We start from the raw sequence: 13,924 nt of genomic DNA on the forward strand, positions 1-13,924 counted from the left end.
GGCTCGTCATCTGATGTTTTGAGGAATCTACTTGGACGTCATTATCGATATCGGGGAATCAGGTTTCATTCCGATGCAGAATCTTTCCGCTGGCTGTTCGCGGGAAGGAGGCCACATACTGTATCTGACTGGGGATCTTGAAGGGAGCGAGCCGGGATCGGCACCAGTCGATCAGTTCCCTGATCTCGGGAGGCTCATCGGGGGTTGCCGCGATGACCTCGGCTTGAGCCCGTTCGCCCCAGCGTTCATCCTGAAGGGAAAAGACGCGAGCGGCTCGGATTCCGGGATGTTCACATAGAACAGCTTCGGCTTCCTGCGGAAAGAACTTCATGCCGGAGATGTTAATCACATCCTTCGAGCGGCCATGGATCGTGAGACAACCCTGATCATCGACGCTGCAGATATCTCCAGTAGCGAACCAGCCGTCGTCGAGAATCTGATCCCGCGTCCGCCAGGGATGATAATAGGCATCGAGAAAGCCGGGCCCCTTGAGGCGGATCTCGAACAGACCTTCTCCGAACTCCGAGTCCGTCAACTGAAGTTGATAAGCGGAGAGGACATTCCCGACTGCAGCCGGGGACTCGCGGGCGTTCTCGAGATTGATGCACGGGAGGCCCACTTCAATAATGCCGAGGGCTTGCGTGAGAGGGATCCCGAATCGATCGAGAAAGCGATGCCCTAACTCCGCCTTGAGGGCGCTGGTCGTGCAGATGGCCAGCCGGATTGAACTGAGATCGGCGGACTCCCTGCTATCCACCATCCACGCATACTGCAGTGGAGAACCGTAAATGAAAGTTCCCTGATGGCGCTGGACGCTCTCAAAGATTGCACCGGCAAACAGGTTCGCCGGGAGAACGATGGTCGCACCGTGTGTCAGATAGCTGACGATGGACACGGCAAAGTGGTACGACATCGAGAGCAGCCAGACGACGCGATCGCCGGGAGCCAACTGCAGCGTCTCGTTGGCGGCTGCGATCCGATCCCGGATCGTTTCGTGCGAGAGGACGACCCCTTTTGACGTTCCCGTTGTGCCGGACGTGAAGCGAACGAAGGCGGCATTGATCGTGCGAAAGCCTGCGGGCTCTTCGGTGGGACTTTCCACCGGAATCAGCGTGGCTCCGTTTTTCAGAGAATGCAGGGGGCCATTCTCAAAGGCTTCACAGAATCCGTGTGAACGAGTTTGTGAGAGAACAGCGTCGAGATGGATCTCGCGAACAATCCGTTGTTTTTCGACATCGGCCAGCTCGATGGGAATTGAAACGACGCTGCCGCGACAGCGCCAGATCGCATAGTTCAAGACGATATAATCGAGTCCACTCGGACAATGCAGGCCGATGCACTCTCCCGGCGCGAGACCGGAACGGCGAAGCTCTTCTGCTCGACGGTCGATCACGGCATCGAGCTGGGCGTAGGTCATTGCCTGATCGTCCTTAGGCCCCAGAACAGCGGGACAATCGGGCTGTTCCGCGGCGGTCTGGCGAAAGAGGTCATCGAGGTTCACAGGTGCCCTCCTCCGCGGTGATTCTGGCAGCTGCGTTGCCAACCGCTTCTCCCATCGCCCAGCAGGTGCCGACGACTCGGGCTGAGGACTGGGCCAGCGGATCGGCTGACAGGCACTTGCCGACGGCCCAGAGGTTGTCCCATCCCTGAACCTGCAACGCGCTGAGCGGGATCGGATAGACAGGAGGCGACAGCGTTCGCATCTGCACGCCGTTCTCTGGATCCCAATACTCAATCGGCCAGCTTCCGAAGCAGGCGATTTCTGAACTTTCCGCCGAAGTCTCGCCCTGCTCCAGGGACTCGATGGTCAGCTGATGGTCTCCACGAATCCGTCCGCCATCCCGGATTCCGGGGACGCCGACGCGATCGATCACGGCATTCTCGAAACCGGGAAATGAACGCAGGAACTCGAAAATAGTTTTCACCAGCTGGCTGGTATCGCACGGCTGCCGCTCCTTGAGCTGCGGAAGGAACAGCTTGATATAGACTTCATCGGGATCAGCCCCGCAGTCGAGCCAGGTATGAGCAAAATGCGGCGGAAGCTCCCCGGCGTCCGCCGCTGTGCGGATGGAACGAACTAGTCCCACGCCTTTCGGGAAATCGAGAGCGCCGGCTTTCACGCCCGCCAACCGGACGACGAGCCCTGCTGCCGCCTGATGATTACAGTCGAGGGAGTCAGGGGCGATGCTCCGGACAACGTGGGCTCCACCGGTGGCGTCGATGAGGGCTGCCGCATCAATCGTCTGCTGCCCTTCCGGGGTGACGATCGCGACTTGCTCAACGCGGCGTTCCTGCCAGGATGAATCGGTGAGGCGGGAACCGGTCAGCACCGTCAGTCGAGGTGTTTCCCTGAGCCATTCTTCGGCGACACGCTGGTAGGTCTCCGGGGCGACGCTGAGGACCCACAATCGGCCGATTCGTCGCCGGCGTACTCGACTGTCCGCAGATTCCAGGCGATTGATCAACTCGGCGGGAAGTCCGGGGTTGACCAGATTTCCTTCCGGATCAAACAGGCCGCCCAGCGTATGAATGAGCGCGTGAGCCACGGTTCCGCCGACGCATCTCTGCGACTCCACCAGGGTGGTGGTGGCACCGGCGCGAGCCGCGGCGATCGCAGCCGCCATGCCGGCGGCTCCTGCTCCGCAGACAACGACGGATACGGAACGTGAAGACATGTCTAGCGACCCGTTTTCTTCTCGTGAATGAAGGTGGCGATTCGGTTAATCGTGCCGATGGTTTCGGGAGACAGATCACTGTTGTCGATCGTCACCCCGAACATCGATTCGAATTCAATGACCATCCGGAGGATCTGCAAGGAGTCGAGAATCTGAAGCAGATCATCGTCATTTTCCAACGAATCGGCCTGTCCGTCGTCGATGGCTGTCGAGACGATGTAGTCTCGAATCTGTTGCTGAATGGATTCAATGCTCATAGATTCAATCCCAGCATCAATCACCGGGAACACAATAGAGATGCTGAGGAAAACTGGTGATGCCGAATGGAACGGAAAGAATGCAGGGACGACCCACTTCCTATTCAGTATCGACCCCTGAGCGACCAGAATCACGACTTTTTGACCGGGAATTTCTCCGAAGTCAAACGGAAGGCTGCGAATCCGCCGTTTTTCAGCGATGCACTCCTAACTTGCATCGCCAGCGCGAGATGCGACACAGCCGGCAGCCGTGGGGCGGAGGGAAATGGCTGTGTGAACTGGCGTGCATGTTTTGTCCCGCAGCCTCGGCGGAGTCGCGGCCGATTTTAACGCGATGAGCGAACGGTCATCGGTGCACCGAGCCTGTCAGGCAGTTATGATCCGCGACCATTGCCCGGGCCGGCTGGGTTGCTGCCGGTTCACTCAGATATTCGACCAGAAGCAGAGTCATTCGTGAAGAACGGGGCGAGAGACGCCAATCAGGCCAGAACCGCGGAAGTGAGGTGGGACACCCCGAGACTGCATCGACGGATGCAACGTCGGGGCTTCACGCCGGCTGAACTCTTCGTCGGCAGTTTTCTGGCGCTCATTCTCCTTGGTACGCTCGCGCTGAGGTTTCTCCCGGGAATCTATCGAGGTACGCCGCTGAACTGGATCGATGCCCTCTTTACATCGACCAGTGCGGTCTGCGTAACCGGACTGATCGTGGTCGATACGGCGACGCATTTCACCTTTGCCGGCCAGGCGGTTCTTCTCGCCCTGGTCCAGCTTGGCGGACTCGGCATGCTGGTGCTGACGAGTGTCATCATCACCGCTCTGGGAGGTCGGCCGTCGTTGCGGACCGAATCGGTCACCATTGGACAGCGGCACATGATGCCCCAGCTTCCTGCGCGAACGCTGATTCTGAATATCGTTCGATTCACATTCTATATCGAAGCTTTCGGTGCTCTGCTGCTTTATCTGGTGTGGGCCCCTCGGATGGGACTGATCAAGGCCTTCTGGCCGGCCATCTTCCATTCCGTCAGTGCGTTCTGTAATGCGGGCTTCTCGACAAACACCAGTTCGCTGACGGAGTATCAGAACTCGCCGCTGACGATCCTGATCATCTCCGTGCTGATCATCGCCGGTGGTCTTGGGTTTATCGCCATGGAGGAACTCCAGATCTACTTCAGGCGGGATGGCCGGAGAAAACGGCTGTCGACACACACCAGGCTTGTGCTCGCGACTTCGTCTGTTCTGCTCCTTGGCGGCTGGATTCTGTTCATGGCGTTTGAGTGGCGAGGCGTACTCGGCTCCATGGGGAGGATCGACAGAATCTTCAACGCATTGTTCATGAGCGTAACGCCTCGGACTGCCGGATTTAACACGATTGACTACGCGGACGTCACCGACAGCAGCAATCTGCTGACAATGATCCTGATGATGATCGGCGGCTCGCCAGGTTCAACAGCCGGTGGAATGAAAACGACGACCTTCGCCCTGCTCGGGCTCATGGCCTGGTCGCGATTGCGGTCGCAGCCAACCGCGACCTTCGTCAATCGGTCCATTCCTAACGAAACCATTCATCGCGCGACCGGGCTGTTCATTATCGGGACGGCAGTCATCATTGCAGGTGCGTTCGCGTTGTCGGTGGTCGGCGACATGCTGCACGTGGAGCAACACTTTCTGGCGAGGTTGTTCGAAGTCGTCAGCGCGTTCAATACCGTGGGACTGTCGATGGGCGTCACTCCCCATCTCTCTGTTCCCTCCAAATGGGTCATTATTCTGCTGATGTTCGCGGGACGAACTGGACCATTGGCGATCGCAGCGGCATTGATCGTTCGTCTGTCCCGCCAGGGAAGATACCGCATGGCCTACGAAGATGTGGTCGTTGGTTGATCGAGACATCGAACGAGTCTGAGGAAACTGGAATATGAAACGATTTGTGATCCTGGGGCTGGGCAACTTCGGATTCACGCTGGCTCGTACGCTGACAGACAGCGGTCACGACGTGATTGGACTGGATATGGATGGCGATGTGGTCGACCGGCTCGCATCGTACATCTCGCAGGCGATCGTGGGGGATTCGACGGATCTCGAACTGCTGCGAAGACTCGGCGCGTCCGAGGCCGATGTGGCGATCGTTTCCACGGGCGACGATATCGCCTCCAGCGTGTTAACGACGATGGCCCTGATTGATCTCAAGATCAAGGACATCTATGTCAAAGTCATTTCCGACGAACATGCTCGCGTCATGAAGCGAATCGGCGTCACGGATACCATCTTTCCAGAGAAAGACACCGCGCTGTCGCTTTCCACGCGAATCAGCGGCTCCGCCCTGCTCAACTATGTCCGTCTCGGCTCGGGATTCAGTATCCAGGAAATGGGCGTTCCAGACAGCTGGTTTGGCCGCACGATTCGGGAGTTGAAGCTGCGGCAGAACTACAATATCACCGTCGTCGCTTTGCATGACATTCTCGAAGATCACATCGTTCCGTCTCCCGACCCGGATCGAAAACTCAAGGATTCGGACACCCTGCTGGTCGCGGGAGACGATGAATCTCTGGAGCGAGCGGCGAAAGCCCGATAGCGGCTCTACTGGAGTGACCTGGTTCCCGAAACGGATTTTCATGCCGAAACAGACGCACAGTGCCCCGCCAAATCTCTAAAGGCAACATTGCATCACCGGCTGCTTATATCTAGACTCAGGCATGTCTCAGGGCCGTACCTCTTCTCCAAACGGCTGATGTTTCATTCGCTTTCGTCTCGTTCTGATGATCAAGGAGCTTCTCAATGCCTGCATTGCACTTCCGACGACAAAAAGACGGTTTCACACTCATTGAGCTTCTGGTGGTGATCGCGATCATCGCCATTCTGGTTGCTCTGCTTCTCCCAGCCGTGCAACAGGCCCGGGAAGCCGCTCGCCGCAGTTCCTGCAAAAACAATCTCAAGCAGATCGGACTGGCCCTTCACAACTATCACGATACCTTCTTCGTCTTCCCTCCCAGCTTCATCGACAACAGCGGTTTCACATCGGGCCTGACCTACGATGGCAGCTCCAGCCCGACGACGATCCGCGAAGACCGGAATGGTCTGGCATGGAGTACGCTCATCCTTCCTTATGTCGAAGAGCCTGCTCTTTACGACGCCATCGGCGGGGCGACGAATAACTTCGCTCATCACTGGCAGGATGCCAACAACGACGGCAATGCGAACGATCCGATTCCCGAGGCCAATCAGATTGTGTCGGTCTACAACTGTCCGACGGAAGCCGGCACGGGACGGAATCCGGAGAAAGGGAACTTCGGAACCAATAACTACCTGGCCAATGCCGGAACGCGTGCGGCTATCGATCGCGCCGGAGCAATGTTCTGCATGAACTCGAGTGTGCGGATGGCCAGCGTGAAAGACGGAACGAGTAACACGATTATGTGTCTCGAACGAACCAACAACGATGTGACAACCGCCAACTCGTGTGGCACCCAGACCTGTAACTATCAGGGAGGAATCTGGATCGGGCCCCGAGATATCGCAGGGGCAGCTGGCTGGCATCCGGGGCTGCGTCCGTTCGATGTTGAGTCGTATGGCGGCGGAAATGCCACGTACGCCATCGGAACCTCGAACCAGCCGTGGGGAGATGACTGGGGAACCTGGGGCTGCCATCAGGGCGGTCTGCAGATGGTCCTCGCGGATGGAGCGGTTCGTTTCCTCTCCGAGAACATCGCTCTCGAAACCTACCGTCGTCTGCGCCATCGCAATGACAAAGAGGTCCTCGGCGAATTCTAATCGGTAATGAGTTGGAAAAGGTCGGGAGAAGACACGCCTCCCGGCCTTTTTCTATGCGCAGTCCCATCTGCTACAATCGCCCTCACCTGCTCTGCTTCGATGTCCCCTCTGAGAAAGTCTGCAATGCGATTGCTGCTGTTCACCACGGTTATTCTTCTCTCTCAACAGGTCCTCTTCTCCCCCGTTGAGGCCGGTCCATTGACTCCCGAAAAAGATGCAAGGCACGACCGCCGGACAATCATCTTTAACGGACAACATCCCGATAAACTCGCCTGCGATACAACGCTCCGCAAAGTCCCCGATGGCTCTTGGGTGATGGTGATGCTCGGCGGAGGAAACACCGAGCCTCTGCCGCAGAATCGGATCTTTATCTCACGCAGTCAGGATGAAGGGGAAACGTGGTCTGCGATGAAGCCGATTGATCTCGGTGTGAAGAGCAAAGATGAAAACGCCGCCCTTATCCCGACCGAACTGATGGTTCTGGACGGACGCTGCACGATGTTCGTGGCGACTCACGACGGAACGTTCGGCAACTGGAAGGAGTGGATGACCCACAGCGATGACTCGTGCCGCACCTGGAGTAAGCTCGAACCAGTCCCCGGCCGACTGCATGATCGGACGTTTGTCCGGAATCACATCATCACCAGCGATGGTCGCATTCTGCTGCCGTTTCAGCATTACCTGCGGGTCGCCGAGACCCGATCGATCTCCGGAAAGCGGCGTTTCTCCGCCCCGACCGATCCCCGTAACGGTGTGCTCATCAGTGAAGATGGCGGCAAGACGTGGTCTGAACATGGCGATATCCGGTTGACCGACAACGAGAACTATCACGGCTGGGCGGAGAACAACATCGTTGAGCTCAGCAATAATCGGATTGCCATGATCATTCGGGCCGACAAACTCGGCGGAGTGCTTTACTACGCGGAATCGACCGATGGCGGCCGCACCTGGCCGGAGTTTGCCACAAAGACCGACATCCCCAACCCGGGATCGAAGGCGACGCTCTACGGCCTCGGAGGCGACGCGGTGGCGATGCTGCACAATCCCAACCCGAAACATCGAAGTCCACTGGCGTTGTGGGTTTCGTTCGATGGCATGAAGTCCTGGCCCTATCAGCGAGTTCTCGTGCCTGAATCTGTCGACGGACCGCGAGGCCGATTGAATTACCCGGATGGATTTGTCAGCGAAGATGGTGAGTATCTGCACTTTGCGTTCGACGACAATCGGCACCTGGGTGTCTATTACGGGGCAAAACTTCCGCAGGTCCAACAGACTGCTTCGGCAGATCCTCGGTCTTCACAGATGCTGGAGCTGAAGACAACGGGAGCGGGTCCCGACAAGATCGATTACCGATTGCTGCCAAAAGTTCCGTCGAAGCATGCGATGATCAGTGACGTTCGCGATCGGGGTGGCGACTGGGTGCACCAACACGCTTATCTGACGCACCATAACGGTCGATACTGGGCAATGTGGAGCGACGGTCCCGGCAAACGGAACGAGAAACTGACCGCCGAGCAGCATCGGAATGTCGTCCCCGGGCACGACCTCGCTGATAATCGGGTTTCGTTTGCGACGAGCCAGGATGGGATCAACTGGAGTGAACCGGCTCCTCTGTCCGGGCCTCCGCGGATTGAGGGCTTCGGCTGGATCGCCCGAGGATTCTGGGTGCGAGACGGCGAGCTGCTGGCTCTGGCGAGTCATTTCGATGCTCCAGGATACGCGGGGAAGGGACTTAGCCTCGAAGCATTCCGTTGGAATGAACGTTCCCGTTCCTGGGAGCCACACGGCACCGTGCTCGACGATACGCTTAACAATTTTCCGCCCAAGCGGCTCCCGTCCGGTCCATTTATGATGACTCGGCGCGACCACGTCCGGCAGGTTTCGGTGATGATTGGCGGAGACGAGGCGTTCAATCAGTGGGAGATTTTCCCCCTGGCCAGCTACAACGCGAAAGGCCGGCCTGAAGAACCGTACTGGTACACGTTACCCGACGGCCAAACAATAGTCGGGCTGATTCGGGATAATGGTCGATCGGGACGGCTGTTGCGCACGGTCTCAGAAGACAATGGCAGAACGTGGTCGCCGATTGTCAAAACAAACTTTCCCGACGCGACCAGCAAGTTCTTCGTACTCCGCACATCACGCGATTACTATGTGCTCGTCTCGAACTCCAATCCGAAACGGCGTGATCCATTGACGCTCGCCGTCAGTCGGGACGGGGTTGTTTTCACGGACCTGTTCTACCTGGTTGGAGAGCGGCACATTGACTATCCGCACGTGATCGAACACGATGGCCAACTCCTGATCGCCTTCTCCGGAGCCAAGCAGACAATGGAAGTGCTTCAGGTTGATCTGGACGACCTCGATATGATGATCGCCGATTAAGAAAGGCCTCAACGTGCTCACCCGAATTGTTACTCTTCTGTTGATTTCCTTGTTGTCCGTACCGGCCGTGCAGGCAGCCGGTCAGGCGGCTCAATCTGCCGATGTGATCGTCTATGGCTCGACGCCTGGTGGTTTCTGTGCAGCTATCGCCGCAGCCCGTGAGGGAGCTTCGGTCATCCTGCTCGAACCGACGGACCATGTCGGCGGCGTGAATACCGGCGGACTGAGCTTCAGCGATTCCAACCAGACCGTTCGCAGCACGGTCATGGGACTCTTTGACGAGTGGCATCGCCGCATCGAAGCCGATTACAGGCAGCGCGGGGTCAAGCTGCCCTACGATGTCAGCGTGAAAGATGCTTCGAAATGGACCTACGAGCCTCATGTGGCGGCGAAGATCACGAAGGAGATGCTCGACGAAGCCGGCGTGAAGGTTCTGACCGGGAGCGTTTTGAATTCCGTTGAGAAGGACGGGGCCACGATTACGGCCCTGAAAACCAAACGGGGGCATTTCGGCGGAAAAACCTTTATCGATGCGACTTACGAAGGCGACCTGATGGCCGCGGCTGGAGTCAGCTGGACAATCGGACGTGAAGGCCGCGAGAAATACGGCGAATCGCTGGCCGGGCGTCAGTTCCCCAAAGGCCGCATGCAGATCGATGGGTTCGATGACGAGGGGAATCCACTCCCGTTGATTACCGCCACGGAAGCCGGCCCGGTTGAGGCGGGTGATGATCGTGTGATGGTCTACAGCTTTCGGCTCTGTCTGACGAAGGATCCCGCGAATCGCGTCCCCTTCCCTGCTCCGGAGAATTATGACCCGGCTCGCTTCGAAGTCGTCCGCCGCTACTTCGCCTGGGAAGAACGACCGCATCTGTTGTGGGATCTTTATCCGCTCCCCGGCAACAAGTTCGATGCCAACAACGGCATCGGAAAGCAGTTTTCAATGGGGCTCGTGGGAGGCTGTAACGGCTGGAGCGAAGCGAGTGCGGAAGAACGCCAGCAGATGTGGGGAGAACACAAACAGTACACACTGGAGATGTATCACTTCCTGACTACGGACCCGGCTGTTCCCGAGCATTTGCGAAACGCGATGGCGGAGCTCGGCCTCTGCAAAGATGAGTTTCCTGAGTACGACCACTGGTCTCCGCAGTTGTATGTCCGTGAAGGACGACGGATGCAGGGCATGTACGTGCTCACTGAGAACGACATCCTCCGGAATCCCGAGAAGGATGATCCGATTGTCGTCTCTTCGTTCCCGATCGATTCCCACGATGTCCAGCGCGTTGCTACGAAGGACGGCTACGTCGTCAATGAGGGTACGATCTTTCCGGTGCGGATGCCCCGCCGACGGAACGGGTATCCGTATCACATCCCGTATCGTTCGATTCTCCCCCGGCAGAACGAATGCGACAACCTGCTCGTGCCGGTCGCGTTGTCCTGCACGCACGTCGCGATTTCTTCTGTGCGTGTTGAACCAACCTGGATGATTCTCGGCCAGAGCGCGGGAATCGCCGCAGCCATGGCAGCCAAACTCGATTCAGCCGTGCAGTCGCTGGAGTATCCCAAACTGCGAAGCCGACTGGTTGCTCAGGGACAGGTGCTTGAACTCCCCGAACTCCCAGAGCTTCCGCCCGAGCCTGAAGTGGTTGTTTCGATCGATCCGAAATCCCTTCCGGGCATCATTCTCGATGATGCGGACGCCACGCTGAAGGGGAGTTGGGCGCGGTCGACCAACTTCAAGCCGCACATCGGCAGCGGGTATGTGCACGACGACCAGCGTGCTGATGGACAGTCGGTTGCCTTGTTCAAGTTCACCGCTGAAGAAGCGGGCGAATACGAACTGAGAATGGCTTACTCCGCTCATCCGACCCGGGCGACTGCCGTGCCGGTTTCGGTGACGAGTGGTTCGAACACCACTGAGTTCAATGTTGATCAGACGCAGGCTCTGCCGGACGGTAAGCACTTTCGCCCCATCGGGACGGTGACTCTGGAGGCGGGGTCGGAAACGACGCTCACGCTTTCAAACACGCAGACCGATGGCTTCGTGATCCTGGACGCGTTTCAACTGATCAGGAAGTAATCGCTTGTGTTGCCCGCCGGGTATGCGTTCAGATTATGCCGCATCGATCCACGACAACGCGAGTCAGTCAGGTATACTGATTCCTCGAGCATTTTGCCCTCCCTGAAGCTTCACAGGCTCAATCTTTCATGACAGACATCACCCGACCGATCGTTCAGATTTCACTCGACCTGACGAATATCAAGGAAGCGATCGAGACTGCTCATCTCGCCATGCGAGCCGGGGTCGACTGGCTCGAAGCGGGTACGCCTCTCATTCTCGCGGAAGGCCTGCACGGAGTTCGCGCTCTACGGCAGGAGTTTCCCGATGTTCCCATCGTCGCCGACCTGAAAACAATGGACGGTGGTTATCTCGAAGCCGAAATGATGGCCAAAGCCGGCGCAACGCATGTCGTCGTGATGGCCCGGGCTCACCCCGAAACGATCAAGTGTGTCGTTCAGGCGGGCCGAGATTTTGGAGCAAAGGTCATGGGCGACAACCTCGGCTGTCCCGACATGGTTGCCGGGGCGAAGGAACTCGAAGATCTCGGCTGCGATTACGTGATTCATCACATCGGCTACGATGAGAGACGCGGCATCGCCGCAGCGGGACATCGCATGCCCAGTCCGCTCGATCAACTGAAAAAGGTTGTTGAAGCGGTGTCTGTTCCCGTGCAGGCAGTCGGTGGGCTTTCCCTTGAACAGGCGATTGCCTGCCCGGAGTACGGAGCTCCGCTTGTGGTTCTGGGAGCTCCGCTGACCATCGATGCCGATGCCTTCAAGACGGCAGACGGGAATCTCGAAGAGTCACTCAAGTTGATCTGTGATGCGGTTCATCAACAGGAAGTCAGGACGCGTTCATGAAATCAGCAGCCGTTGTGAATTATGCCCCCAAAAAGGGCTCCGTCGAGATCCGTGAGATCGATGTCCCCGAGATCGGTGCAGAAGACGTTCTTCTTGAGGTCGCCAATGTCGGTGTCTGCGGCAGCGATCTGCACCAATGGACCGCCGATCATTCCTGGCCAGTCAACTATCCCGTCGTGCTTGGTCACGAATTCGGCGGGCATATCGTCAGGACGGGAGCGAATGTCGCCGGCTGGAAAGAGGGCGACCGGGTTGTCTCCGAAACAGCCGCCATTATCAGTGCCGACAATCCGATGACCCGCCGCGGACTGTATAACTTGGATCCGACACGAAAGGGCTTCGGGTACGGCGTGAACGGCGCCATGACGAAGTACGTCCGCGTTCCCTCTCGAATTCTTCATCACGTGCCCGACGATCTGCAGTTCGAGCAGGCCTGTCTCACCGAGCCGTGTTGTGTGGCCTACAACGCCGTGGTGAAGAACGCCAGCATCGAGCCTGGCGATCGTGTTGTTGTGCTCGGACCAGGAACAATCGGGATTCTCTGTGCCGCGATGGCCCGGTTGTGCGGTGCTCAGGTGGCTGTCGTTGGACTGCCACAGGATGCCCAACGTCTAGAGATCGCCCGACAGTACGGTTGCGATGTCATCATTGGCGATGCAACCGAATGGGCCCGCGAACGGGATGGTCTGGGCTGTGATGGGGTGATCGATGCCGCCGGAGCCAGTGCCACCTTGAAGATCGCCATCGACATCGTGCGGCCGGCCGGGTGGATCAGCAAAGTCGGATGGGGTCCACAGCCGTTGAACTTCAATCTCGATCCCATGGTGCAGAAAAATGTCACCCTGCAGGGGAGCTTCAGTCACAACTGGCCGATCTGGGAACGGGTTATCGCCCTGCTCGCCAGCGGCCAGCTCGATGTCCGTCCGATTATCGGCGGCGTCTGGCCGATTACCGAATGGCACGAAGCCTTCGAGAAAATGCATCACGGCGAAGTCGTCAAAGCCGTCCTCAAACCTGTCTGATTGCCTGCCTTATGCCCAAGCTTGCCGCCTTCCCCAAAGCCTACATGCAGGCCCTCTGTAAAGAGGGCACGATGACCGTCTCGGAGTGGATTGACCTTGCCGCCGATCTTGATGTCGATGGCCTCGAATGGTACGCCGGCTTCCTCGAAATGGAGGACGAGTCGAACTGGCCGAAGTTTCGCGAACAGGTTGAAGCGATCGGCAAGACCATTCCCATGATGTGCTGCTCGCCTGACTTCACTCATCCCGACGCTTCATTTCGTGAGCGGGAGATCGAGAAGCAGAAGCGATGGATCGATATGACGCACGTCCTCGGCGGCAGCTACTGCCGCGTCCTCAGCGGACAACGACGCCCGGAACTTTCGATCAACGAAGGCGTCGCACTAGCCGCGGCATCGATCGAGGCCTGCCTCCCCTACGCCGAAGAGAGAAACGTGACGTTGATTCTCGAGAATCATTACAAGGACGATTTCTGGGAGTACCCCGAGTTCGCCCAGAAGATGGACGTCTTCTGCCTGCTCGTCGATGCGATTCAGCATCCGAACTTCGGCGTGAACTACGATCCCAGCAACACCTACCTGGCGGGCGAAGATCCACTCGAACTGCTGAAGCGGGTCTCACATCGGGTTCTGACGATGCACGCCAGCGATCGATACCTGATTGAAGGCACGATCGAAGATTTGCGTCGCGAAGAAGGAGGCTCAGCCGGCTACGCCAAACGCCTCCGCCACGGCGAAATCGGCCAGGGCCTCAATGACTACGATGCCATCTTCGACGAACTCCGCGGAAAGGGCTTCAACGGCTGGATCAGCATCGAAGACGGCGTGGACGGCATCGACCAGCTGAAACGGAGCGTTTCGTTTCTACGGAAGAAGATAGTCGAGCACTGGGGATAACC

The 13,924-nt window shown here is 57.9% G+C and carries 11 protein-coding genes; 8 read left to right on the forward strand and 3 right to left on the reverse strand.

Annotation, left to right across the window (positions count from 1 at the left end; all coding sequences use genetic code 11):
- Positions 1 to 58 precede the first annotated feature (58 nt).
- The 3 genes from L1A08_RS11835 to L1A08_RS11845 are packed head-to-tail and all read right to left on the reverse strand — an operon-like array spanning position 59 to position 2,932.
- A complete protein-coding gene (locus L1A08_RS11835) occupies positions 59 to 1,501 on the reverse strand; it encodes a class I adenylate-forming enzyme family protein (protein WP_238756611.1) in 1,443 nt (480 codons plus the stop codon).
- Entirely contained in the window at positions 1,488 to 2,675 is a 1,188-nt protein-coding gene (locus L1A08_RS11840) for an FAD-dependent oxidoreductase (RefSeq protein WP_238756612.1), read from the reverse strand. The genes L1A08_RS11835 and L1A08_RS11840 overlap by 14 nt, the downstream gene beginning before the upstream one ends.
- A 2-nt stretch (positions 2,676 to 2,677) precedes the next feature.
- Positions 2,678 to 2,932 (reverse strand): acyl carrier protein, encoded by a 255-nt coding sequence (locus L1A08_RS11845; RefSeq protein WP_238756613.1) that lies wholly within the window; start codon positions 2,930 to 2,932, stop codon positions 2,678 to 2,680.
- Between the two features lie 531 nt (positions 2,933 to 3,463).
- Here L1A08_RS11845 and L1A08_RS11850 point away from each other — a divergent pair.
- The 8 genes from L1A08_RS11850 (at position 3,464) to L1A08_RS11885 (ending at position 13,922) form a co-directional block, all read left to right on the forward strand.
- Positions 3,464 to 4,810, forward strand: a complete 1,347-nt coding sequence (locus L1A08_RS11850) for a TrkH family potassium uptake protein (protein WP_238756614.1) — start codon at positions 3,464 to 3,466, stop codon at positions 4,808 to 4,810.
- 34 nt (positions 4,811 to 4,844) lie between these two features.
- Positions 4,845 to 5,501, forward strand: coding sequence for a potassium channel family protein (locus L1A08_RS11855; protein WP_238756615.1), 657 nt, complete (start codon positions 4,845 to 4,847; stop codon positions 5,499 to 5,501).
- A gap of 203 nt (positions 5,502 to 5,704) precedes the next feature.
- The gene (locus L1A08_RS11860; RefSeq protein ID WP_238756616.1) at positions 5,705 to 6,697 is read left to right on the forward strand and encodes a DUF1559 domain-containing protein; all 993 of its coding nucleotides are present in this window, start codon (positions 5,705 to 5,707) and stop codon (positions 6,695 to 6,697) included.
- Between the two features lie 123 nt (positions 6,698 to 6,820).
- Complete coding sequence (locus L1A08_RS11865) at positions 6,821 to 9,082, forward strand: exo-alpha-sialidase (protein WP_238756617.1); 2,262 nt, start codon at positions 6,821 to 6,823, stop codon at positions 9,080 to 9,082.
- A gap of 13 nt (positions 9,083 to 9,095) precedes the next feature.
- A complete protein-coding gene (locus L1A08_RS11870) occupies positions 9,096 to 11,162 on the forward strand; it encodes an FAD-dependent oxidoreductase (protein WP_238756618.1) in 2,067 nt (688 codons plus the stop codon).
- Positions 11,163 to 11,290: 128 nt separating this feature from the next.
- On the forward strand, positions 11,291 to 12,004 hold the full coding sequence (locus tag L1A08_RS11875; RefSeq protein ID WP_238756619.1) for an orotidine 5'-phosphate decarboxylase / HUMPS family protein: 714 nt from the start codon (positions 11,291 to 11,293) through the stop codon (positions 12,002 to 12,004).
- Positions 12,001 to 13,026: a zinc-binding dehydrogenase gene (locus L1A08_RS11880; RefSeq protein WP_238756620.1), complete on the forward strand. Its 1,026-nt coding sequence runs from the start codon at positions 12,001 to 12,003 to the stop codon at positions 13,024 to 13,026. The genes L1A08_RS11875 and L1A08_RS11880 overlap by 4 nt, the downstream gene beginning before the upstream one ends.
- Before the next feature lie 11 nt (positions 13,027 to 13,037).
- Positions 13,038 to 13,922: a sugar phosphate isomerase/epimerase family protein gene (locus L1A08_RS11885; RefSeq protein WP_238756621.1), complete on the forward strand. Its 885-nt coding sequence runs from the start codon at positions 13,038 to 13,040 to the stop codon at positions 13,920 to 13,922.
- Positions 13,923 to 13,924: the final 2 nt, after the last annotated feature.

Source organism: Rubinisphaera margarita (genome assembly GCF_022267515.1).
Taxonomy (GTDB): domain Bacteria; phylum Planctomycetota; class Planctomycetia; order Planctomycetales; family Planctomycetaceae; genus Rubinisphaera; species Rubinisphaera margarita.

Bases quoted from the DNA above. Each gene is read 5' to 3' on its own strand.
- L1A08_RS11840 (WP_238756612.1), bottom strand. From the start codon at position 2,675: ATGTCTTCACGTTCCGTATCCGTCGTTGTCTGCGGAGCAGGAGCCGCC.
- L1A08_RS11845 (WP_238756613.1), bottom strand. From the start codon at position 2,932: ATGAGCATTGAATCCATTCAGCAACAGATTCGAGACTACATCGTCTCG.
- L1A08_RS11850 (WP_238756614.1), top strand. From the start codon at position 3,464: ATGCAACGTCGGGGCTTCACGCCGGCTGAACTCTTCGTCGGCAGTTTT.
- L1A08_RS11855 (WP_238756615.1), top strand. From the start codon at position 4,845: ATGAAACGATTTGTGATCCTGGGGCTGGGCAACTTCGGATTCACGCTG.
- L1A08_RS11860 (WP_238756616.1), top strand. From the start codon at position 5,705: ATGCCTGCATTGCACTTCCGACGACAAAAAGACGGTTTCACACTCATT.
- L1A08_RS11865 (WP_238756617.1), top strand. From the start codon at position 6,821: ATGCGATTGCTGCTGTTCACCACGGTTATTCTTCTCTCTCAACAGGTC.
- L1A08_RS11875 (WP_238756619.1), top strand. From the start codon at position 11,291: ATGACAGACATCACCCGACCGATCGTTCAGATTTCACTCGACCTGACG.
- L1A08_RS11880 (WP_238756620.1), top strand. From the start codon at position 12,001: ATGAAATCAGCAGCCGTTGTGAATTATGCCCCCAAAAAGGGCTCCGTC.
- L1A08_RS11885 (WP_238756621.1), top strand. From the start codon at position 13,038: ATGCCCAAGCTTGCCGCCTTCCCCAAAGCCTACATGCAGGCCCTCTGT.